Genomic DNA, 22,562 nt, shown 5'->3' on the forward strand with positions numbered 1-22,562 from the left:
CAATAATATTAGCCAAACACAAGCATAAACCCAATTTTATGTACCCTGCAACCAGTTCTTTCAACTTAGTGCCTTTGATAATCAGCGCAAATTATACTAACAGCTTTAGCCAAACATAGAATACATTTGATGATTAATCTTAGCTACACCAACGGTTGCTATAATTAAGGGCGTAAAAGTCTACCATTCGCACGCTCAAAAATGCAGCGCGCGCCAATTTCTGCGCTGGGGGGCAAATTGTTGCTTGGGGCAGGCAACCCCGCTAGTATCGTCAGCATCTGGCTGTTAAAGCGCTGAGAAACGCGTCATTTGCAAACACGCTTCCTGCTGGCAGAAATACGCTTTATTCAGCCCTCACCTCTGTACTTTACTTCCTCTGTGCGCCTCCTTCATCACTTTCTGCCGGGCCTGCTAATCCTGGCCATCCTTTCATCTGCTAGTGCTCAGCAACCTGCCGCAAGCAGTTACCGCGCCACGGAGCGCCGGGTGAACAATCTTGTTCATACCAGGCTCGACTTACAGTTCGACTACGCCAAGCGCTACGCTTACGGCAAGGAATGGCTCACACTCAAGCCCCACGCCTACCCCACCGATTCATTGCGCCTTGACGCCAAAGGCATGGACATCAAGGCGGTAGCTTTAGTGAACGGCACATCGATGCAGCCGCTGAAGTACGCGTATACCGATCAGCGGAACCTGCGCGTGAACCTGGGCCGAGAAATGCCCCCCGGCGCTGCTTACACGGTTTATATCGAATACACGGCCAAGCCCGACGAGGCCAATGTAAAGGGCAGCGCCGCCATTTTGGAAGCAAAGGGCCTGTACTTCATTAACCCCGACAGCGCTGTGGCCGGCAAGCCCGTACAGATCTGGACGCAGGGCGAGACCGAAGGCTCTTCGGTATGGTTTCCGACCATCGATAGGCCGAATCAGAAAACGACTTCGGAAATCAGTCTGACCGTGCCTAGTAAGTACGTCACGCTGAGCAACGGCGCGCTCGTGCAGCAAAAGCCGGCCGGCGCGGGCTTGCGCACGGATACCTGGAAGATGGAGCAGCCCCACGCGCCTTACCTCTTTATGCTGGCCATTGGCGACTTCCGCATCACGAAGGACACGTGGCGGGGCAAGGAAGTGAGCTATTATTTGGAGCCAAAATTTGCCCCCCAGGCCCGCGCTATTTTTGGCAAAACGCCCCAGATGCTGGAGTTTTTTCCCAACGCCTCGGCGTGGAGTTTCCGTGGAATAAATATGCCCAGATAGTGGCCCGCGACTACGTGAGCGGGGCCATGGAAAACACGACCGCTTCTCTGTTTGGCGAGCAAGCCCAGGGCACCGCCCGCGAGCTGCTGGACTGGGAATACGCCGGTGTGGAGCGCGAAATTGCCCACGAAATATTCCATCACTGGTTTGGCGACTACGTGACGGCCGAAAGCTGGAGCAACCTGACTATGAACGAGTCATTTGCCAACTTTTGTGAAGTACTCTGGGCCGAGCACGCTTACGGCCCCGATGCCGGCGCGGCTCAGGCCGACCGCAGCCTGCGCAACTATCTGCGCACTTCTTCCAACTATGAGAAGCCGCTGGTGCGCTTTCAGTATGCCGATAAAGAGGACATGTTTGATGGCGTGACGTACCAGAAAGGCGGCAGCATTCTGAACATGCTGCGCGCCCACTTGGGCGAGGAAATATTCTTCCGGGGCTTGCAGCACTATTTAAAGCAAAATGCCTTCGGAACGGGCGAGCCGCACCAGTTGCGCCTGGCCCTCGAAGAGGTATCAGGCCAGGACTTGAACTGGTTTTTCAATCAATGGTATTACGGCGCCGGCCACCCCGTGGTTACCATTGACTACCAGTGGGATGCGGCCCGCAAGCGACAGGCAGTGGTAGTGCGCCAAACCCAGGCTGGGGGGCTTTTTGTGCTGCCGCTGCTGGTTGATGTGTACGCTGGGGGCAAAGCGCAGCGCTACCACGCTACTCTTCGTAATGCTATCGATACGCTGTACTTTCCGGCTGCTACTAAACCGGATTTGGTGAACGTGGACGCCGCCAAAGTGCAGGTGTGGCAGAAGCAGGACAACAAATCATTGGCCGAATACGCCTACCAGTTCCGCCACGCCCCGCACTACCTCGACCGCCGCGAAGCCCTGGCCGCTGCTCAAGCCAAACCAACCGATCCGCTAGCCCAAAAAATTCTGGTGGCTGGCCTCACCGACAAATCTGCCGCTTTGCGAGAGATGACCGTTCAGGCTCTTGACCTCAAAAATGCCCCCCAGCGCCGGGCGGCCGCTCCCCTGCTCGCCAAGCTAGCCGCCAACGATTCATCGGTGCAGGTGCAGGCGGCGGCGCTTACGGCGCTCGGCACGCTGGAGGAGAAGCGCTACGCCAGGCTGTTCAGCAAAGCTCTCGACAGCAAATCGTACCGAGTGCAGGGGGCGGCGCTGCAGGCCCTGTTGCCGCTTCAACCCAAGCAGGCGCTGGCCCGCGCCAGCGCCTTCGAGGCCGATAACAAAGGAGCATTAACCGTGGCCTTGGTAAATGTATATGGCCAAGCCGGCGGACCAGCCCAATGGCCCTCGATATTGAGCAAGTATGATGCAGCCGGCCCCAATGGGCGCTTCGATATGCTGACCGGAATGGTGGAAATGCTCGGTCGTTTGGAAGATGCCGCGGCGCTGGCGGAGGGCATTACGCGAATGAAAGATCTGGCAGTGAAGTTTAAGGCCTATGGCGTTGCTGAACCAATTATCGGCGGGCTGCGGCAAGTAGAACAGCAGCAGGCCGCGCGCCCAACTGCGACCCAGACCAAAACGCTGGTAGCAGCAGCGGTAAAAGAAATTCAGGAAGCCAATTAGCGCGGCTTGTGGCTGAAAAAGCCTAAATAAAATTGCCACATAAAGGCGGTCATGCAGAGCAACGCGAAGCATCTCGCGTGTTTAGTGGGATTACTAATCTTATATCAGCACGCGAGATGCTCCGCTCTGCATGACCGCCTTATTCATAACTAATAGAAAAGCCCCAGTCGGAAGTGTCGGCTGGGGCTTTTCTATGAATTTAAGTTTTGAAAAAGCGGGCTCTATGCAAACGCCATATCTTCTTCGGCTACTTCTTCTACTGGCAGCACATCGGAGGTAATAAGGTCCTTCTCCTGACGCAGGTTATCGATGATAAACTCCTGACGGGCAGGCGTATTCTTGCCCATGTAATACGTCAGGACTTGCTGAATAGAGCGGTCAGATTGCAGAATGACGGGCTCCAGCTTGATGTTTTCGCCAATGAACTTGCCGAACTCATCGGGGCTGATTTCACCCAAACCTTTGAAGCGCGTTACTTCGGGGTTGCGGCCCAGCTTGCGCATAGCCTCCTGCTTTTCCTGCTCGTTGTAGCAGTAGATGGTCGTTTTCTTATTGCGGACGCGAAACAGAGGTGTTTCCAGAATGAAAACATGGTTGTTGCGCACCAGATCGGGGAAAAACTGTAGGAAGAACGTAAGCAGCAGCAAGCGAATGTGCATGCCGTCCACGTCGGCGTCGGTGGCAATTACCACGCGGTTGTAGCGCAGGTGTTCGATGCCTTCTTCGATGTTGAGCGCGTGCTGGAGCAGGTTCAACTCCTCGTTCTCGTACACGATTTTCTTCTTCAGCCCGAAGCAGTTCAGCGGCTTACCGCGCAAGCTGAATACGGCTTCCGTCTCCACGTTGCGGCTTTTAGTAATGGAGCCTGACGCGGAATCGCCCTCCGTGATGAACAGCGTGGTGAGAGCTTCGGCTTCCTGCTTGCCTTCGCCGAGGTGGAAGCGGCAGTCGCGGAGCTTGCGGTTATGGAGGTTGGCTTTTTTGGCGCGCTGGTTAGCCAGCTTTTTCACGCCCGCCATATCCTTACGCTCCCGCTCGCTCTGCTCGATGCGCCGCTTAAGCGCGTCGGCCACTGCCTGGTTTTTGTGCAGGTAATTGTCGAGATGCTCTTTTACAAAGTCCAGAATAAAGCCGCGCACCGTGGGGCCGTCCTCACCCATATTGATGGAGCCAAGCTTGGTTTTGGTCTGGCTTTCAAACACCGGCTCCTGCACCCGCACCGAAATGGCCGCGATAATGGAGCCCCGAATGTCGGCCGCGTCGTATTCCTTCTTATAGAACTCGCGCACGGTTTTGACCACCGCCTCACGGAAGGCTGCCAAGTGCGTACCACCCTGGGTGGTGTACTGGCCGTTTACGAAAGAATAATACTCCTCGCCGTAGTCGTTGCCGTGCGTTAGCGCCAGTTCAATATCGGGGGCTTTGAGGTGGATAATGGGGTAGCGCAGGCTCTCCGCGTCGGCTTTGCGCGAAAGCAAATCGAGCAGACCATTTTCGGAGTAGTATTTCTGCCCGTTGAAGTTGATAGTCAGGCCCGCGTTCAGGTACACGTAGTTCCAGATCTGATTTTCCAGATATTCCGGAATGAAGCGGTAGTTCTTGAATACCGTATCATCGGGCTGAAATACCATCAGAGTGCCGTTGCGCTGGGAGGTTTTCGCGGGCTTAGGGTCCTGCACCAACTTGCCCTGCGAGAACTCCGCCGACTTCATCAGGCCGTCGCGCACGCTTTGCACCAGGAAGTAGTTGCTGAGCGCATTCACGGCTTTGGTACCCACGCCGTTCAGGCCCACCGACTTCTGAAACACCTTGGAATCGTACTTGCCGCCGGTGTTGATCTTGCTGACCACGTCCACCACTTTGCCCAGCGGAATACCGCGGCCATAGTCGCGCACCTGCACGCGCTGGTCAGATATCTTGATGTCGATGGTGCGGCCGTGGCCCATCACGTGCTCGTCGATGGAATTATCAATAACTTCCTTCACAAGTACATAAATACCGTCGTCGTAGGCCGAGCCATCGCCGAGCTTACCGATGTACATACCGGGCCGCAAACGGATATGCTCACGCCAATCAAGCGAGCGGATGCTGTCTTCGGTGTACGCGTGTTGGGGGGCAATGGGAAGTTGTTCGTCAGCCATATAAACTAGGTAATCAAATTTGAGGTAAAATAACGCAGAAAATTGGCCTTTTCTCAACAGTAAGCCGTAGGAGGGCGCAAGACTGCTGCTCGTGGAACCGAAGCGCTGATTTTAGCCATAAATATTAGCAAAATTTCCAACTAAAACCAGCCCCTAGCGCACATAGTTCCTCCCAAAAACAACATCCATTACCCTGACGCCCAACTTTACTTCTCTTCTGCTTTCCTAATTTTTTTAGCTAATGCTTTCTACCTCTAAACACTTTAACGGCCCTCGACCCAACTCGACTCCGGCCGAGGTGAAATTGCCCCCGTCATCTACTATACCTTCCTGCTCATTGGTTTGTCGCTGCTCGTGTTCGTGCTCTGGAAGCTCGACAGTGTGTTGCTGCCCATCACGTTTGCAGCCCTCTTTTCCATTCTGCTGCTGCCGTTGTGCCAACGCTTTGAGCGGTGGGGCTGGCCGAGGGTGCTGGCCATTCTCTTTTGTCTGTTGCTGGTGATTGTCGGATTGGCAGCCATAATCTTCGCTTTCGGCTCGCAGATGACGCAGTTTAAGGCCGAACTTCCCAAGCTGCAGACTAAACTGGTGCAGTATTTCGACCAGATTCAGCAGATGCTGAGCCAGCGCTTTGGCATTGAGCCCATCAGCAAAGACGAGTTGATTGATTCATCGCTCAAGAGCGCTAAAAAAGATGCTGGCGGATACCTGGGCGCTACGCTAAACACCACGGCCGATGTGCTGAGCGTGGTCACGCTGGTGCCTATCTATATGTTCTGCTTCCTGTATTACCGCGACCACATGCGGCAGTTTATGTTCCGCTTTGTAAGCCCCGAGAAGCGCACATCGGTACTGCACACCGTGGACAGTATCCAGACGGTGATCCAGGCCTATATCAGTGGTCTGATGACAGTTATCGTGATTGTGGCCATTCTGAATGCTATTGGCCTGCTCGTTCTGGGGTCAAATTCGCCATTTTCTTCGCCGTCTTTGCCTCGGTTCTGACCATCATTCCCTACATCGGTATTCTGATTGGCTCGGCCTTACCGGCCATCATTACGCTGGTCGAAACCGGCTCGCCGGCCAAAGCACTGGGCGTAATTGGCGTGTTTGTGTTTGTGCAGTTCCTGGAGGGCAATTTTATTACGCCTATGATTACGGGCTCCAAAGTGAGCATCAACCCGATGGCGGCCATCATTGCGCTTATTCTGGGGGGCGAATTGTGGGGAACGCCGGGCATCATCATTAGCATTCCGCTGATAGCCGTGATTAAGGTAGTGCTCGACTCATCCAAAGCCACGGAGCCGTTCGGCTTTCTGCTGGGCGACGTGGCCGATGGCGACGATATTGTAGACAAGAAGGCCGAGCCAGGCTTTTTTGGGCGGCTTTGGCAGCGCCTGCGAGGAGCCTCGTAACCTGGGGGGCAATTTGTTAGTATAAACTCCTGATCAGCTTCTTGACGTGGCTGTGCTACACATTCTGACCTAACCCTAAAACAAACTTACCATGGCCTCTATTAGCGATAACACTGCCCGCGCTTATAACGACCTCGTCGAAATCAACGAAACTGGTGCCAAAGGCTACCAGGAAGCCGCCGAAGGCGCTACCAGTCCTCAATTAAAGTCGCAACTGAGCCAGTTCAGCCAGCAGCGCGCCCAGTTTGCTTCTGAGCTGAAGCAGCAGGCTCGTCAGTTTGGTATCAATACCGAAGCCGGCAACACAGTGGAAGGCGTAGTTGCCGATGCTGCTGCTGCTGTACACCGCGGCTGGATTAACATTAAATCGGTCATCACCGGCCAGGACGACAACGCCATTCTGGGCGAGTGCGAAACCGGCGACAAAGTAGCCCTCGAAGCCTACGAGCAAGCGCTGAAAGCTGAGGGCCTGCCCGTTGAAGCCAAGTCGATCATTCAAAAGCAGCACGGTGAAATCCTGGCTGCCAAAAACCAGATTACTTCGTTGAAGCGCTAATTCGCTTTCCCGATTTATAATAAAAGCCCCCAGATTCGTCTGGGGGCTTTTTTGTGCACAAATATTCCACAAAAGAACGTCATGCAGAGCGCAGCGAAGCAGCTTATGGGCTGATGTAGGAGTAGTAGTCTCAACAAACAGACCGTCATGCTTGATCTGGCGTCCGCCTGTCGAAGCATCTCTACTGGTTAGTAGAATCAATACCATTGCAACGAAGCGGCAGAGATGCTTCGATTCCTCAGCATGACGTTCTGCTCATCAGTCATTCCTACGATTTCTTTTTGCAACCTTAGTAGGGCTTATCTTTGTTACCAATATCATTAGCTAAATCAGAATCCAAATCTGCGCTGCCTTTGTACGCTATCATTGACCTTGAAACCACTGGTGGCCAGCCCACGCAGGACCGCATTACCGAGTTGGCCATTTTCATTCACGATGGCGACAAGGTGGTAGACCAATATGAAACGCTGGTCAATCCGGGCCGGTCGATTCCCTTTTTTATTACCCAGCTCACAGGTATCACCGACGACATGGTGCGCGACGCGCCCCGGTTTCACGAGGTAGCGCGCAAAGTGGTCGAAATGACCGAAGGCTGCGTGTTTGTGGCCCACAACGTGCGCTTCGACTACTCGTTTTTGAAAAAGGAATTCGCGGATTTAGGCTACAACTATTCGCGCAAAACGCTGTGTACGGTGCGCCTGAGCCGGTCGCTTATTCCGGGCCAGCCCAGCTACAGCTTGGGTAAGCTGTGCCAGAATATTGGCATTCCGCTGGAAGGCCGGCACCGCGCCGCCGGCGATGCTGCCGCCACTGCCATTCTCTTCGATCGTCTGCTCAAGATTTCGCAGCAGGATGAAGCCCTTGCCAATCCCGCCATCAGTGCCGCCGACACGCTGGCCTCGGTTGATGCCCTGGCGCCCAGCGGCCGACCCGCCGCTACTGCCACCAAAAAGCCCAGCGTCAAGCGCGTAACGGCCGTGCAGGAAGCCATCAAAACCGCACTTTTGCCCCCCAACATCACCCCCGAAAAGGTAGCTACATTGCCCCAGGAGGCCGGCGTGTACTACTTCCACGATGAGCAGGGCGAGGTGATTTATGTGGGCAAGAGCATCAATATCTACAAGCGGATTCAGCAGCACTTCGCCGTCGATTATAAGTCGCGCAAGTCGCTGGAATTCAAGAACAGCATCTCCGATATTACCTGGGAGCTGACGGGCTCGGAGTTAGTGGCTTTGTTGTATGAATCGGCCGAAATCAAGCGCATGAAGCCGTTTTATAACCGTCAGCAGCGGCGCTCCATTTTTCCAGCTGGCATTTATCTTCGGCAGGATGAAAAGGGCTACAAGCACCTCTACTACGGCCGCGCCGACGCCGATAATCCGGCCACGCCGCTTATTGCGCTGGCCAATCAATTCAAGGCCAAAGGCTTTCTGTTTCACAAAGTTTCCAAGTTCAACCTCTGCCAGAAGCTCTGCGACCTGTACAAAACCCAGGGTGCCTGCTTCGATTATCAGGTGCACCGCTGCAAGGGCGCGTGCGTGGGCGCTGAGTCGCCGGAAGAGTATAACCTGCGCGTGGACGAGGCCATCGAGAGCTTCACATTTGAGCACGGCTCCTTCGTAGTTATCGGCAAGGGCCGCAGCGGGGATGAGAAGTCGGTTGTGGTGGTTGAAAATGGACGCTACTTAGGCTTCGGCTACGTGGATGGCGAGTTCTCGGCCCGCCGCCTGGCCGATTTCCGCGACGTCATCAAGCCCTACGGCGACAACAAGGACGTGCAGCAGATTATCCGCCAATATCTGCGCACCAAGCACAAGGATAAGGTTAAGATTTTTAAGTAGTTCTGGCCGGGCCTTACCCCCCAGCCCCCTCTCAAAGGGGTAACGCGCTTCAAGCGTTTGCGGGGGAGCCAGCCGCTTGGCCTACGCCGCACCTTCCGCTCGCGCTCCAGGTACGGCTACCAGTCCAATCCGATAAGCTCAGCATCAAAAAAGGCCCCCAGAAGATATCTGGGGGGCCTTTTTTGCTTTATAAAACCATGAAAAGAACGCGGTAGCGGTTGCGGAGGCGACAGCCGACGCAGCCGCGTAGAACGACTGACGTCAGGCTCCCCCTCTCCAAGGGAGAGGGGGCCGGGGGGTGAGGCCAATCGTTGAACGACCACATGAGGGGCCACCTTTGAACAGGCACCCACTTTAATACAAGCGGTGCCGCAGGAGCCAGCCAGCGGCATCAAACTCGTTGGCCAGCGGATGATAAGCTTCCACTTTTATGTCACTGTTGGGGGCTAGCTGCAATAAGTTGCCGTCGCCGCTGTCGTAGATGGTGACATCCGTTTTGGTCTTAGTCTGGGGGCATTTCCGGTGATGACCAGGTCCTGTCCGGCCCCATCGTAGATGCTTATGACAAAATCAGCATCGGGCAGGCCATGAAACTCGAATACATCGTTGCCGCCCAACCCGAAGAGCTTGATGGTGCTGGTTTCGCGGGCTTTAAACGTGCGTTGGCTTAGCAGACTATCCTGCAAGGCCACCCGGCGGGCCAGCATACTGATGCGCACTTCGTCCGGCGCTACGGCCTCTATCAGAAAGCGCTCAGGCTGGTCGGTGCCGGGCAGCTCCACATCGCGGGCCAGCAGCTCGTAGAACTTGGCGGCCACAGCCGGCAATTGCTCCCGCCGGTTGCGCAGCTTGCTCTCAAACTCCGCTCCCGACAGAGCATAAATCTGGGGCGGCCACACTCCTACTGCTTCCTTAATCGCCACGTCGGTGAGGCGCAGGCGCAAAGAGTCCGCAATTTGACGGAAGTCCTCGGCCGTCAGGTAAGCCAGCAGCGACTTATCCATGGGCCGCGCCGCCTTATTGAGTCCCTCTACATCTTGCAGGCGAATATTCTCTTTAAACGTCTGGTAATTAGTTTTAAACCAGCTTATTACCCGCGTCATCAGGCCATCATCAAACTTAAAGAAGGCGTGGTCCCGGTCGCGAGGAATGCCCCGGTACGTCACTGTGCCGCCCGGCCCCGGAAAGCTGGCCCAGCGCCATTGATCTTCGCGCCGGCTCCAGTCGCCCAGCCACATATCAAACAGGCGGGAGCGCAGGTAATGGCGCGCATCTACGCGGTAGTTATGCGTCACGAAAAGGGAAGTAAAGGCCTTCCGGGAGCTTTCGACTAATGAGGAGTTGCCAAAGTTCGCGCTGTTGACCTGGTTGCCGTCGGGGCGTTCCTCAAACAGATACAGCGCATTGCCGTACTCCTCCCGAAACGGGCCCAGCGCCGCATCAGCCGGCAGCCACACCAGGCGCGGATTGGTATGATACACGCCCGCCGCCTGCGCCAGCCGCGGCACGATATAGGCCCCGTACGGCTGAATAACGCTGGTCTGATCCTTCATCAGGCGGCCAATGGGGCCGTTTTGCAGCCTGGGGGGCAAAGCCTTCGTTGCATCTTTGTCGACGGAGCGCAGTACATACTCCTGCCCCAGCGAGTCGACGAGGCGCAGGTTTTTGGTTTGAAAGCTGCCCCCGGCCTGTAAGGGGCGCAAGCCACCCGGCACCGCAGTACGCAGGTTGAATACGGGAGCCTGCACCGGCGTCGCCCATTCGCGGCGGTAGTGGTCGCCCCAGAAAAACTGATGCACAGCGCCGCGCTCGTACTGTGGGCCGGCCGCCACGCGTACCGTCGAGTCGGGGCCAATAACGGGCAGCGTACCTGCCGGCACCTCACGGGCTGAGCAGGCAGCCAGTACCAGCCAACTAGTACCTAATCCCAATAAGCGGCCAGGCCGGAATGCTTTCAGTAGAAAGTGCACAGATGCGGGAATAGCGCTACAATGGAAGCCGGCTGCGAACGCAGTCGATAGCATAATTTATAGCGCAAACGGGAAAAGAGCAATTCCGTTTGGAAATTATGCAATTGTTATCCGCTATTGCCTACTGTTGCGTTGAAGGCAGTAAGTTGCGCCACAATCTCACTCCATGCCTTCACGCTCCTCCGCCCTACTGCTCTTACTGGCCTGTTCGATGGGCTGTGTACGGGAAAACTTTTTCCAACCCGACGCTCGTCTTGTAACCACCTCCTCCCCCGCTGCTACCGATAGTGTGCTCGTCACCGCGGGTAGGCATTATCAGCGCGGCCCCGTTCACAACCTGTTGCTGGGCAAGCACTACCGCCCGGTGTGGGCCACGCCCGTGTGGGTACCCGTGTTTGACCCCGCCACTGCTGTGCCGGGAGGCCTGAAACCGGGCAAGCTGGGAGGCGGTTTTCAGAGCACCAGCATGACAGTGCTCGGCTCCGATGGCCGTGAGTACGCCCTGCGCAGCATCGATAAAGACCCATATAAAACGCTGCCCAAGATTTTTCGCAAGACGTTTGCCCTGAATCTGGTGCGCGACGCTACTTCGGCGGCCAACCCCTATGGGTCCTTTGTAGTGGCACCTTTGGCGGAAGCGGCCGGTTTGCTGCACACCACGCCGCGGCCTTTTTATGTGCGCTCCGATGAAAATGGCCTGGGTGAGGAATCGGAGCTATTTCGGGGAAAGCTGGTGCTGCTGGAAGAGAAATTCGAGGATAGAGCCAGCCTGACGCCCGCATTCGGCAAAGCCACCGACCTGTTGGAAAGCGACGATGTATTGCGCGACCGTTTTGCCGACCCCAGCCACCGCGTCGATCAGATTGCCTTCGCCCGTGCCCGCTTGTTCGATTTATGGATTGGCGACTGGGACCGCCACGAGGGCCAGTGGAGCTGGGCTGTTTATCCTGATGCCAACGGCCCAACTATCTACCGGCCCGTCCCCAGGACCGCGACCAGGCGTTTTTTCGGTTCAAGGATGGTATCATTCCCTGGATTGTAAGCCGGCCCTTTTTTGTGGGAAAGTTTCGCACGTTTCGGCCCGAATATGAGAGCATTGAAGGCATGACGCAGAACTCCCGGTTCGTGGATGAGCGCTTTCTGAATAAAGTAACCTCTGCCGACTTCCAACGCTTGGCCACGGAGTTGCAAACGCGCCTCGATGACGACGCCATTGCGAATGCGCTCAAGCGCTTTCCAGAGCCCGTGTTTGCGCAGGAAGGTGAATATATCGGGCAGGCGTTAGAAGCCCGCCGCGCTAAGCTGCCTTGGGCAGCCAACGAGTTTTACCGTATTCTGGCCCGCCACGTCACCGTTGTCGGCACCGACCAGGATGAGCGCTTCGTGGTGCGCCGCCTTACCGATTCCACCACGGCAGTCACGGTGTACACGCTGGGGGGCAAATCGGACCGGGATTCGGTGTTTTACCAACGCGTGTTTCGGACCAATGAAACCAAGGAGATCACGCTGCATGGCCTCGAAGGCAAAGACATATTTGAGCTAAGCGGTGAAGTGCGGCGCGGCCCACGCATCAACATTTACGGAGGCCCCAACTCCGATAAAGTCACCGACTCAACTCGGGTGCAGGGCCTCAGCAAGAAAACCCGCTACTATGACACCCACTCCGATAATGAGCTGACCAAGAGCAAGGAAACCTGGGACAGAACGGATCATGGTGTAAAAATGCACGCCTATGACCGGGAAGGAACCTGAGTTAATGATATTGTTAGCGTAGAAATAATACCCTCAGAACGTCATGCGGCGCTTCGCTCTGCATGACTTGTTAAAAGACAAAAAAGCCCCCGCACAATGTGCGGGGGGCTTTTTTGTTTTCAATAGCAAACTTCTGAAAACCGTTGTTTTACAACGTCGGCTCCGGAGCCGTTTGGTCTTTTTCCTTTTCTACTTCAATTGCCGGAATAGCTTCTGTGTAAAGCAGGCCAATCTTGGCGGCATGCTCGGCGGCCTGCACCGTGTCTTTTACCAGCAGCATTTCCACCTTATCCTGCAGTATTTCCTCGGCCACACGCTCCACGAGCGCCGCCCTTCCGGGGTGCTGCACATCGCGGATATAAATGGCCAGAATGCGGCCGGGGTAGCGGCGCACAACCTCGCGGTAAATGTTGGCATCTTCCTGCCCGCTGTCGCCGATGAGCACAAATGGCAACTCGGGATAGGTAAGCAGAAGGTTATCAATCTCGTGCAGCTTATGGCCATGATGGGCCGAGGCTTCGGGCTTGGTTGCTTTGCGGGTCAATGACATATCGCGCAGCAGCAGCGGGCCGGGCGGCACGTCATTCAGCTCCAGAAAATCGTCCAGCAGATCGTAGAGGTTCCAGGGGCTGCTGCTCACGTAGAAAAACGGGTTGTTGCGCTTGCCATTGCGCCCCAATTGCAGCGCTCGATAGAACTCGGCCACGCCCTCAAACGGCAGGCGGGAGTGCGCGTTACGCACCAGCACCGTGCGCGCCATGCGCACCAGGTTGGTGGCGGAGGTTTGAATAACAGTATCGTCGAGGTCGCTGATGATACCGTATTCAGCGTCGAGGGGCGGAATGAGCACGTGGGCCGGCTCCTTCATGTCGGTGGGCATCTGGAGATGCTGGGGGGCTTTTTTCAACTCCACCTCTACCGGGTACCACAGAAAATCGATGGGAGCCGGCAGACTTTTGGGCTCAATATTCAGCGTGAAGTATCCTTCCTCGTCGGTGGTCACGTTGTGCTCACTGCCATCACCCGGCCGAATAATCAGCTCAGCCCCCGGAATCTCATTGCTCTCGAAGCGCCGATACATATTCAGCAGGTTCTGCCAGCGCGAATCGCCCTCGCCGGGGTCGCCAATGCCTTTATCTGTGAGCAAACGGCCTTTTACGTACAGGCGGCCGGCAGTGCCGTAGCTGCGGTACGTTACCAATTGGAGCGGGTGCAAGAAGCCCAAACGGGCGCGGGTGTTCGTGACCAGGTCATCAGCCCGCTCGGCCAGACTACTGAGTTTGTGGAGGAAGGAGGGCATAGGGAATGCAAAAGGGTAGAAAGCAGCGTACGAGCAAAACCCGCCAGGGAGTTGCCTCAACAGTACACTTCCCTCCGCCTGACCACGTTTTCGAATGGATACAAACGGATTAATCATCCTCAGTACCCATAAAAAAAGCCAGCCCTGTGGAGGCTGGCTTTCCGCTATAAGAACTATCAATCAAGGGTTTACAAAATCCGCTTTAGCTCCAGGAAACTCGCATTATCGGTGGTGCGGCTCGCGCAATTCAGCTCCTTGGCTTTGGCCTGAATAGCCTCCACGCGGGTGCCGGGGTTGGGGTGGGTGCTTAAAAACTCAGGGGTGCTGGTGGGAGCCTGTGCTGCGGCCTTGATGAAGAAGCCGGCTGCGCCGTCGCAAGAGTAGGGAGTGCTATTCAGGTAGCGCACCGAGAACTCGTCGGCTTCTACTTCGTACTCGCGGCTAAACCGCAGCTGGCCCAGGCTGGCCGCGATTTGCGCCAGCTGGTTGGGGTTTTCGCCTAACAAAAGGCTTAAAAGGAAGGAAACGCCAAACTCCTTCTGCAAAGAGCGCGACGTATGACGGCGGTCGGCGTGGGCAATTTCGTGGCCTAGCACCCCGGCCAGCTGGTCTTCAGTTTCCAGAAACTTAATCAGCCCCGAGAACACATAAATATGCCCCCGGGCGTGGCAAAGGCATTCTGGATTTCATCGTCCTTGATGATTTTGACATCCCAGGGAAACTCGTTGCGGTACTGAAGCTCGTTGGAGCTGAGCACCTTACTCACTACCGCATCAAGCAGCACGTAGGCGCGCTGGTTGGCTCCGTTATTGCGCTCAAGCAGCTGGTTCTTGGACCGGTAGGTGGAGTCGGTTTGCGCGGCTACTTTTTGGCCCAGCGCAATATCATCTTCCACAGAAAACAGCACGACCCCATCACCAGTACCGGAGCAGGCCGCAGTGCCCAACGACGTGAGAAGAGCAAGAAAAAACCAGGGTTTAAGCCAAATACGACGCATACTGCAAATAGGAGTGTAGGAAGAACAGGGGGCAGAACTTACCGTCTAAAAACGGTGCCAAAGCCGGCGGCTACCCATACGGGTTTGGGTTGTGAGGCGTTGCTGATACGCAGATAATAAACATATAGCTCAGACGCTCAACTTGAAACTTTATTTTCCTGCCCTGTCTCATTATTATTCATTCGCCTTACTCTTCTGCTTTGCGATTACTCAGCATGCATCCGCTTCTTCGCTGATGACGAGCTACCTGCCGCTACTTTTTTCCAGCTTCTGCGTACAGAAATGCCCCCGGCTGCTTTTGGCCGGGGACATTTTTAGCGCTTTATGCCCACCACCTCCACCCCTCGGCCCAAAACCAAAAAAAAAACATCTGCCCCCTTAGAGGAGGCGCACGAGCTGTATAAAGACCCGGCCCGGCAGGCAGAGCTGGCGGGCCTGCGCTACCAGGCTGATACCAAGCCCGGCATCAGCCGCCAGCCCGGTCCCGATGGCACGTTTACTTTCCTCACGGCGAAAGGCGAAAAAATCACGGACGAGAAGACGCTGGCCCGGCTGCAAGGCTTCGTCATTCCGCCCGCCTGGACCGATGTCTGGATTGCGCCTTCCGCCTCCGCTCACCTTCAGGTAACGGGCCGCGATGCCAAGGGGCGCAAGCAATACATCTACCACCCCACCTGGGACCAAGCCCGCAGCCTGACCAAGTTCAGCCGCCTGCTGGCTTTTGGTGAAGCCTTACCTACCCTGCGTCAGCGTTTGCAGCAGGATCTGAAGCGCGCTGGGCTGGACAAGCAAAAGGTTATTGCCTTGGTACTGACCCTGATGGATCAGTCGTTTATTCGCATTGGCAACAAGGAATACGCCAAGAAGAACAAAAGCTACGGCCTCACCACCCTGCGCGACCGGCACGTACAGATATCAGGCGACGAGGTACGCTTTTCGTTTGTGGGCAAGAAAGGAGTGGCCCACGATGTAGCCCTGCAAGACCGCCGCCTGGCACGCATGGTGCGCAAATGCAAGGAGATTCCCGGTCAGCACCTGTTTCAATACTACGCCGCCGATGGCCACCGCCAAGAGCTGGAGTCGGGCGACGTGAACCAGTATTTGCAGGAGGTGACGGGCATAGCCCTGTCGGCTAAGGATTTCCGCACCTGGGGCGGCACCGTAAAAATGGTGGAGTGCCTGGAAAGCGTGCTGCACGAAGAGCCGGATTTGCCGAAGGAAAAAGTACTGAAGCGAGCCGTGAAAGATGTGGCTTCGGGCCTGGGCAACACGCCCACTGTGTGCAGCAAATACTACATTCACCCGCAGGTAGTCGAGCTTTTTCATTCCGACAAGCTCATCGACTACCTCCGTCAGCACGACATCGACCCCACCGAAAACGACATCCTCTCTCCTACCGAGCACATGGTGCTGCACATGCTCCGCACCGCCGCGTAAGCGCTGTTTATAAAGATGGTCAAGTCATGCTAAGTGGCGCTGAAATAAGTTATGTGCTGCCGTTGCATAAAACATATGGCCGTCATGCAGAGCGGTAGCGAAGAATCTCGCGTGCTGACGAGAGATTAGTAATCCCGCTAAACACGCGAAATGATTCGATCTGCTCTGCATAACGGCCATCTTGATTATTGGCATTTTTAGCTGGAATGATCGGCTACGATAACCCAGCGGCCGGCAATGCGGCGAAACACGAGCAGAAAATGCCCCCCAAGGTCGCCGGCGGCGGGGCGGGCGAGTTGCCAACGGCCTACTACGTGGGCCGCGTCGGGGCTGATGGGAGTAATGCGCAAGTTGGAAAACGTAAGCTGTCCCATGGCGGCGGCATCGGGATAGCTGCGGCGGTAGTTGTCGAGGGTGGGCTGCCAGCCGTAGGTCAGGCCGCTTTTGCCAATAAACACGAGCGAGTCGGACTGCCAGTAGCCCTGCATGAAGCCGCTTACGTCGCCCCGGTTCCAGGCTGCCGTTTGGGTCGTCAGCACCTGGCTGATGTCCTGCCGCTGGCTGCCGGGACGCGTGGCGGCGCAACTGCACAAAAAGGCCACGCCCAGCACTAATCCGCTAATTTTCTTCATGTTATCAAGTAGTAAAGAAGGAAGGAAAAAGCCCCCCACCGGCCTGAATATAGCTGGTGGGGGGCTTTTTTCTGGTGATGCTATTCCTCTAGCAGCGCCTTCACGTAAGAAATGCCCCCCAAACGACGCATGTTGCGCTGCACCCGCCGCTGCTTGGCCCGCGCCACCGGCCCCGGATTACCGGCCCGAAAACGAAGCGGATTCGGCAGCACGCCCGCCAGCAGCGCCGCCTCCGAAGCAGTAAGCTTGGCCGCCGATTTGTGAAAATAGCGCTGGGAAGCGGCTTCTACCCCAAAGGTGCAGTCGCCCATTTCGGCCACGCTCAGGTACATTTCCATGATGCGCCGCTTGCTCCAGAGCGCTTCGATCAGAATGGTAAAATACGCCTCCGCTGCCTTGCGCACATAGCTCCTGCCCGACCACAAAAACACGTTTTTGGCTACCTGCTGACTGATTGTGCTGCCGCCAACCAACTGTTTGCCGCCCTCAAAATTGCGCTTGGCCGCCTGCTGAATGGCTTTCACATCGAAGCCCCGATGCAGCAAAAAGCGCTGATCTTCGGCCGCCACCAGCGCCAGCGGCACCTGCGGCGATACTTCGTCCAGGGTTTTGAAATTATAGCTGATCCGGCGGTCGTCTTCGCGAATGCCGTGGTAGCCGCGGCCAATGGGCGCGTGGGCGCGGCGGTCGAGCATGAGCCAGGTAGCGGGCGGGGCCAGCCACCGATAGATAAGCACCCAGGCTACCGTGGTAAGAAACAGGGCTGCAATTATTTGCAGCAATACCCGCCACACCCGCCGCCCATGTTGCCGGAATTTTGTTTTCATGAAATAAAGCCGTTCTTCTTTCCCATCCATCCTGCTGAGAGGCACAGAAGGGGCAAAAGTAACGCATTTGGGCGCGCAGCAACCCAATACCAGCGTTTTTAGCCTATTTTCGTCGCCGACATTGTTGAGCTCCTATGCCTCGTATCCTTCCTCTCTTTCCTTTAAACCTTGTCGTATTTCCCGGCGAGAAGCTCAATCTGCACATCTTCGAGCCGCGCTACCGCCAGCTTGTGCGCGACTGCATCGAGTCCGACCTGACCTTTGGCATCCCGCCTTACCTCAATGATGGCGTGAGCGAGTTGGGTACAGAAGTGCGCTTGATAAGTGTAGAAAAGGCCTACGACAGCGGTGAGCTGGATATAAAGACCAAGGGCATTGGGGTATTTCGCATTCGTGAGTTTTACCGCGAAGCCCCCGGCAAGCTCTACGCCGCCGGCCAGGTAGATACCATCGAGGACGACCCCGAAGAGGACCCCAATCTGAAGGTGCGCATCAACGAGTACGTGCGCCAGCTCTACGATACGCTGGGTTTGCGCAAAATCTTCCTGGATTTGCCCCCCAGCTATCGCATCTACGATATTGCCCACAACCTAGGCTTCAGCACGGAGCAGGAGTACCAACTATTGCAGGCCACCAGCGAGCTGGAGCGCCAATCCATAGTGCTGGAACACCTCGAAAACGTGCTGCCCATTATCCTAGAAACCGAGCGACTAAAGGAGCGCGCCCGCCTCAACGGGCACTTCAAGAACCTCACGCCGCCGAATTTTTAACGGGCTCAGGAGCTTTACCAGTTGGTACGGCGCAGCTTTTCCGGCTGCTGCACCCGAATAAACTTGTTGGTCAGCTCAATAATGCCATCCTGCCGAAACTCGCTGAGCGTGCGGCTCAACGACTCGGGCGCCGTGCCAATCAACGCCGCCATATCATCGCGCGATAGCTGAATCTGAGGGTCATCAGGGTTGAGGGTGCGTTGCTGCTCATGCAGGCGCAGCAGCGTATCAGCCACGCGCTTACGCAGCGAGTTATAAGCCATATCGAGCAACAGATCCTCTTGCTCGCGCACCCGACCCGCCAGCAGGCGCACAAACTGCTGACTTACCTCCGGATTGCGCATTACTAGCTGGGTAAAGTCGTCGGCCGGAATGTAGAGCAGAACGGAATCCTCCACGGCCACGGCCGAGTCGTGGTGTGCAGTGCCTTCCAGGAGCGCTTTGTAGCCAAAAAAGTCGCCCGCCTGATATAACCCGGTAATGAGCTCCTTGCCGGCGGCGGTGGTTTTGCTGGTTTTCACCCTCCCCGACTGCACGAAATACAGCCGCGTGGCTTCATCACCCTCGGCGTACACAATCTGCTTGCGAGGTATGGTATGCGGTTTCCGATCGGCGGAAAGCGCCGTAAGGCTGCCCGTTTTCTGAGCATCATGCAAAAACTCGTCGAGCCCATTAGCGTGCAGATCGTACTCCGGCTTAAGGTGCTGAAAACGGTTGAGTCGGCCGGCTATGGCGCTTAGCAATTCGCTGCTGTCAAAGGGCTTAGTCAGGTAGTCATCGGCTCCCAGCTCCATACCTCTGCGCAAATCATTGCGCTCGGTTTTGGCCGTCAGAAAGATAAAGGGCACACCCGAGAGCTGCGGATTCTGGTTGAAAATATGCAGCACGCCGTAGCCATCCAGCACGGGCATCATAATGTCGCACACCACCAGATCAGGCTTCGTTTCGAGCGCTTTTTCTATACCCACCTTCCCATTTTCGGCCGTGATGACATTGTAGCCCGTCATTTCCAGAATTTCGGCGGTATTCTCACGAATAAAATCGTTGTCCTCAATCAGCAGAATGGTTTTCATAGGGGATTTTGATAGTGACGGTAGTGCCTACATCGAGTGTACTCTGCAGGGATATGGTGCCATTCATTAGCTCCAGATACTTGGCAATAATATACAGGCCCAGGCCCGTGCCCGGTACATTTGTTACGTTGCGGGCCCGAAAAAAACGCTCAAACAAGTGTTCCTGATCTTCGGCCGAGATACCTACTCCGTGGTCACGGACAACCAGCGTGAGCTGACCTGCCGCGCACTCGGCCTCTAGTTCGACTGTTGTATTCGGGCCGGAGTATTTTATGGCGTTGGACAGCAGATTGACGACAATCTTGCGCAGCAGCGAAGGATCAAGCCACAGGGCTTCGAGGCAGTTTATGCGTCGCTGAACAGTTTGCCCCGGCTTCAGCAGGCCCTCCACATCCGTAATGGTGTCGTTCAGTAGGTCCGATAAGATGAGGCGGGCCGGGCGGGCCTCCACCCGTCCTTCCTCGATACGCCCTACCGACAGAAACTCCTCCAGAATATCATTCAGGTGATTGACGGATTGCCGTATGCGCTCGAGGTGGCGCAGACGCTTATCCTGCTGCTCGCTGCTGGGGTATTTCTCAATAAGAGAGGCGGAGGTAAGCACGGCCGTCAGCGGTGTCCGAAACTCGTGCGAGGCCATGCTCACGAAGCGCGACTTCAGCTCGCCCAGCTCCTGCTCGGCGGCTAGGGCTTTGGCCAGCTCATCCTTGCGCTGCTCCAGCTGCTCCAGGGTGTTCAGCAGCGCGTGGGTGCGGTCGGCTACCTTCTGCTCCAGCTCGGCGTTGAGCCTCTCCACGCGCTGCCGCTCCGATATCAGGGCTTGCTGCGCGTTCTTTTTGAAGGTGATATCAAGGATATAGGAAACGACAAACAGTTCATCATCGAGGTAGAAATAGCTGAGGCTAACCTCTACCGGGAACACCGAGCCGTCCTTGCGAAGCGCTTCCAAGTCGCCCCGGTGGGCACCCATCGAGCGCACCTGGGGCTGCGCATTGAAGGATTCGCGCAGCTTCTCGTGTCGGCGGCCTCCCGCGTTGGGAACCAGGGCTTCAATGGCATGCCCTATTAGCTCCCCATCTTCGTAGCCAAACTGCTGGTGGGCCATTTGATTGGCCGATATAATACTCCCCCCCGATTGCACACAACAATGCCGATAGTAGCATTGGCAAACACGGCCTCGAAACGACGCACGCTCTGGGCTAGCTCGCGCTCGGCTTGGTGCAGACGGTTCTGCTCCGTAAGGCGAACCATAAAATAGGGCGCTTCGGCTACTTTAAAATATGTAAGCTCGATGTGGGCCTGCAACAAATCTTTCCCTGGCCGGTTGATTTCTACTTCGGCTTCCTGCCGGCCGCTTTGGCGGGCTTGCGCAAGCAGAGCTATCCATTCAGCTTCCGAAAAAGTTGGGGTAAGCAGCGTACGGGCTGGTTCGGCCAAAAGCTCCTGCTCTGAGCTGTAGCCCAATAGCTGCACTCCGGCCGGATTCACCTGCGCGAACCGATTGTGAGTAGCGTCAAACACACCCACAAACTCCTGGGCCTGGTTGACGAGTATATCGGTTATAGCTAGTGCGAACACGTTGTCTGGCATAATTAATAAAGGCAAAGAAATCAGGACAAAGCGTATCTGCTTAGCTACGGCTGCTGTGGGGGGCAAATTAATGCTATTGTTAAGCGCAGAGGCATCGTTTGGAAGTGCAGGGAGAACTGATTAATGCTTGGCGCCTGGCGTTGGCATCGGCCAAAGGTGGTTAAAAGTAGTCTGTAGGGATGATATGTGATAAATGTCAAGCCCCTACTTGACCAGCCTCATGGATGAGCAGCAGGGCTAAAAGCTAATTTTACGACATCCATTTAACATATCCCATCATGTCCGCCTCGTCTCCTCCTGTGCTGCAGCCCGATACGGTCGTATTACTGGTGCTGCTGCCGCTGCATAGTGCGGGCGAAGCTTCGTCCGGGACAGAAAGCAACGCCTCCATTCGCACGCTGCAAGGGCGACTTGGCCCCGGAATAAGGGTGCTCAAAATTGATGAAGCCAGCCATCCGGCCGTGGTACGCAGCTTTGGCACCCCCGAGCTGCCAGCCTGTGTGCTGGTACGACAGGGAGTTGAAATCTGGCGGCAGCACGGCCTGCCCGAAGACGAAGAAGTCTTTTCTGCCCTGCTTGAAGCGGCGCACGCGCATTAAGCAGGTTTTCTTGCTTACTTATAGTTGAGCTTCAATCCTATTTTCTGAGCTACATGGCTCTTGGCGGCAGACTCCCTACATTGCTGAGGTTTCTATTTAGCCGCGCCTCCTGTGCTCGCCCGCCGACCTACCAAAGTCCATCTCTGGGACTACTTTATCTTAACTGCCCGGGTCTTATTGGCCTTCACCTTTATTAGCTACGGTTACTCCAAATTAACTGGGGGGCAATTTGGCCTTACTCCCACACAGGCGGCCTTACCGGTCAGCCGCCTTACGTTGTTCAAACTCGCCTGGTATGTGTTTGACCACGAACCATTCCGGTCCTTTGTGGGCGTGTCGCAGATACTGGCGGGACTACTATTGCTCTGGAATCGGACAGCACTCCTCGGGGCGCTACTGCTGTTGCCGATTGCCGCTAACGTTCTCATTATTGACATCACCTACCTGAAGATGCCAGGGTTCTATTGGCGGCTATCCTATTATATCGGGCTTATCTTCTTGATTTTCTGGCATTATCGCGCCCGCATGCTCGTCGTATTTCACACCGTGACGAAGGGGCTCACGACGCGTTTTACTTACCCGTGGTGGGCGTATGGACTATTACCCGTCGCTGCTATTGGCGCCGAAATAGCTGGGGCCCTACCGCGATTTTTCTTTTATCTCATGACTAGCCCCAGAAAAACGTGGGACGGGTTGGTCTATTTGTGGGACACAATAATGCAACACTTAGTTAGTTAGAAGGTAGTGATGGGCTTCTTCTAGCGCTTACTAGTTCCCAAAAAACGATTTCAGGATATAAAAAAGCATGAA

General features: G+C 55.7%; 20 protein-coding genes and 1 pseudogene. 11 read left to right on the top strand and 10 right to left on the bottom strand.

The window, feature by feature from the left end; genetic code table 11:
• Window positions 1-309: 309 nt before the first annotated feature.
• Together H9L05_RS17785 and H9L05_RS17790 are read left to right on the top strand one after the other, a co-directional pair.
• Window positions 310-1,260, top strand: coding sequence for a M1 family metallopeptidase (locus tag H9L05_RS17785; RefSeq protein ID WP_187732053.1), 951 nt, complete (start codon window positions 310-312; stop codon window positions 1,258-1,260).
• Window positions 1,227-2,852: a M1 family aminopeptidase gene (locus tag H9L05_RS17790; RefSeq protein ID WP_187732054.1), complete on the top strand. Its 1,626-nt coding sequence runs from the start codon at window positions 1,227-1,229 to the stop codon at window positions 2,850-2,852. Before H9L05_RS17785 ends, H9L05_RS17790 begins: the two co-directional genes overlap by 34 nt.
• Before the next feature lie 221 nt (window positions 2,853-3,073).
• Here H9L05_RS17790 and H9L05_RS17795 read toward each other — a convergent pair whose 3' ends face one another.
• A complete protein-coding gene (locus tag H9L05_RS17795; protein WP_187732055.1) occupies window positions 3,074-4,993 on the bottom strand; it encodes a DNA topoisomerase IV subunit B in 1,920 nt (639 codons plus the stop codon).
• A 381-nt stretch (window positions 4,994-5,374) separates the two neighbouring features.
• On the opposite strand from H9L05_RS17795, the pseudogene H9L05_RS17800 reads away from it, so the two are divergent.
• From H9L05_RS17800 to H9L05_RS17810, 3 genes and pseudogenes are all read left to right on the top strand, one after another.
• A pseudogene (locus tag H9L05_RS17800) lies at window positions 5,375-6,408 on the top strand (AI-2E family transporter).
• 91 nt (window positions 6,409-6,499) lie between these two features.
• Window positions 6,500-6,964, top strand: coding sequence for a ferritin-like domain-containing protein (locus H9L05_RS17805; RefSeq protein WP_187732056.1), 465 nt, complete (start codon window positions 6,500-6,502; stop codon window positions 6,962-6,964).
• A 353-nt stretch (window positions 6,965-7,317) separates the two neighbouring features.
• A complete protein-coding gene (locus H9L05_RS17810) occupies window positions 7,318-8,805 on the top strand; it encodes an exonuclease domain-containing protein (RefSeq protein ID WP_187732057.1) in 1,488 nt (495 codons plus the stop codon).
• 446 nt (window positions 8,806-9,251) lie between these two features.
• Here H9L05_RS17810 and H9L05_RS17815 read toward each other — a convergent pair whose 3' ends face one another.
• The gene (locus H9L05_RS17815) at window positions 9,252-10,775 is read right to left on the bottom strand and encodes a hypothetical protein (RefSeq protein WP_187732058.1); all 1,524 of its coding nucleotides are present in this window, start codon (window positions 10,773-10,775) and stop codon (window positions 9,252-9,254) included.
• A 166-nt stretch (window positions 10,776-10,941) separates the two neighbouring features.
• Between H9L05_RS17815 and H9L05_RS17820 the strand changes: the two genes are divergently transcribed.
• Together H9L05_RS17820 and H9L05_RS17825 are read left to right on the top strand one after the other, a co-directional pair.
• A complete protein-coding gene (locus tag H9L05_RS17820) occupies window positions 10,942-11,817 on the top strand; it encodes a hypothetical protein (protein ID WP_187732059.1) in 876 nt (291 codons plus the stop codon).
• 14 nt (window positions 11,818-11,831) lie between these two features.
• Window positions 11,832-12,527, top strand: a complete 696-nt coding sequence (locus tag H9L05_RS17825; protein ID WP_187732060.1) for a hypothetical protein — start codon at window positions 11,832-11,834, stop codon at window positions 12,525-12,527.
• A 148-nt stretch (window positions 12,528-12,675) separates the two neighbouring features.
• Here the strand turns inward: H9L05_RS17825 and H9L05_RS17830 are convergent, their stop codons facing one another.
• From H9L05_RS17830 to H9L05_RS24135, 3 genes are all read right to left on the bottom strand, one after another.
• The gene (locus tag H9L05_RS17830; protein ID WP_187732061.1) at window positions 12,676-13,827 is read right to left on the bottom strand and encodes an App1 family protein; all 1,152 of its coding nucleotides are present in this window, start codon (window positions 13,825-13,827) and stop codon (window positions 12,676-12,678) included.
• Between the two features lie 188 nt (window positions 13,828-14,015).
• Window positions 14,016-14,474: a M48 family metallopeptidase gene (locus H9L05_RS24130; RefSeq protein WP_223284541.1), complete on the bottom strand. Its 459-nt coding sequence runs from the start codon at window positions 14,472-14,474 to the stop codon at window positions 14,016-14,018.
• Window positions 14,459-14,824, bottom strand: coding sequence for a M48 family metalloprotease (locus H9L05_RS24135; protein ID WP_223284542.1), 366 nt, complete (start codon window positions 14,822-14,824; stop codon window positions 14,459-14,461). The genes H9L05_RS24130 and H9L05_RS24135 overlap by 16 nt, the downstream gene beginning before the upstream one ends.
• Window positions 14,825-15,148: 324 nt before the next feature.
• Here H9L05_RS24135 and H9L05_RS17840 point away from each other — a divergent pair, with 324 nt between their 5' ends.
• The gene (locus H9L05_RS17840) at window positions 15,149-16,261 is read left to right on the top strand and encodes a DNA topoisomerase IB (protein WP_187732062.1); all 1,113 of its coding nucleotides are present in this window, start codon (window positions 15,149-15,151) and stop codon (window positions 16,259-16,261) included.
• A 197-nt stretch (window positions 16,262-16,458) separates the two neighbouring features.
• Here the strand turns inward: H9L05_RS17840 and H9L05_RS17845 are convergent, their stop codons facing one another.
• Both H9L05_RS17845 and mtgA read right to left on the bottom strand, forming a co-directional pair.
• Complete coding sequence (locus tag H9L05_RS17845) at window positions 16,459-16,893, bottom strand: YybH family protein (protein ID WP_187732063.1); 435 nt, start codon at window positions 16,891-16,893, stop codon at window positions 16,459-16,461.
• A gap of 80 nt (window positions 16,894-16,973) precedes the next feature.
• Window positions 16,974-17,720, bottom strand: coding sequence for a monofunctional biosynthetic peptidoglycan transglycosylase (mtgA, locus tag H9L05_RS17850; RefSeq protein ID WP_187732064.1), 747 nt, complete (start codon window positions 17,718-17,720; stop codon window positions 16,974-16,976).
• 134 nt (window positions 17,721-17,854) lie between these two features.
• Between mtgA and H9L05_RS17855 the strand changes: the two genes are divergently transcribed.
• On the top strand, window positions 17,855-18,490 hold the full coding sequence (locus H9L05_RS17855) for an LON peptidase substrate-binding domain-containing protein (protein ID WP_187732065.1): 636 nt from the start codon (window positions 17,855-17,857) through the stop codon (window positions 18,488-18,490).
• 14 nt (window positions 18,491-18,504) lie between these two features.
• On the opposite strand, the gene H9L05_RS17860 is transcribed toward H9L05_RS17855, so the two are convergent.
• From H9L05_RS17860 to H9L05_RS26405, 3 genes are read right to left on the bottom strand one after another with little or no spacing between them, the layout of a single operon-like run.
• The gene (locus tag H9L05_RS17860; protein ID WP_187732066.1) at window positions 18,505-19,563 is read right to left on the bottom strand and encodes a response regulator; all 1,059 of its coding nucleotides are present in this window, start codon (window positions 19,561-19,563) and stop codon (window positions 18,505-18,507) included.
• Entirely contained in the window at window positions 19,541-20,668 is a 1,128-nt protein-coding gene (locus H9L05_RS17865) for a PAS domain-containing sensor histidine kinase (RefSeq protein WP_317175004.1), read from the bottom strand. The genes H9L05_RS17860 and H9L05_RS17865 overlap by 23 nt, the downstream gene beginning before the upstream one ends.
• Entirely contained in the window at window positions 20,629-21,141 is a 513-nt protein-coding gene (locus H9L05_RS26405) for a PAS domain-containing protein (RefSeq protein ID WP_317175005.1), read from the bottom strand. The genes H9L05_RS17865 and H9L05_RS26405 overlap by 40 nt, the downstream gene beginning before the upstream one ends.
• 290 nt (window positions 21,142-21,431) lie before the next feature.
• On the opposite strand from H9L05_RS26405, the gene H9L05_RS17870 reads away from it, so the two are divergent.
• Both H9L05_RS17870 and H9L05_RS17875 read left to right on the top strand, forming a co-directional pair.
• Window positions 21,432-21,752 carry a thioredoxin domain-containing protein gene (locus tag H9L05_RS17870; RefSeq protein ID WP_187732067.1) on the top strand — a complete coding sequence of 107 codons (321 nt, stop codon included), beginning with the start codon at window positions 21,432-21,434 and terminating at the stop codon, window positions 21,750-21,752.
• Window positions 21,753-21,863: 111 nt separating this feature from the next.
• On the top strand, window positions 21,864-22,490 hold the full coding sequence (locus H9L05_RS17875) for a DoxX family membrane protein (RefSeq protein ID WP_187732068.1): 627 nt from the start codon (window positions 21,864-21,866) through the stop codon (window positions 22,488-22,490).
• Window positions 22,491-22,562 lie beyond the last annotated feature (72 nt).

This window comes from Hymenobacter qilianensis (genome assembly GCF_014489555.1).
In the GTDB taxonomy this organism is placed as follows: domain Bacteria; phylum Bacteroidota; class Bacteroidia; order Cytophagales; family Hymenobacteraceae; genus Hymenobacter; species Hymenobacter qilianensis.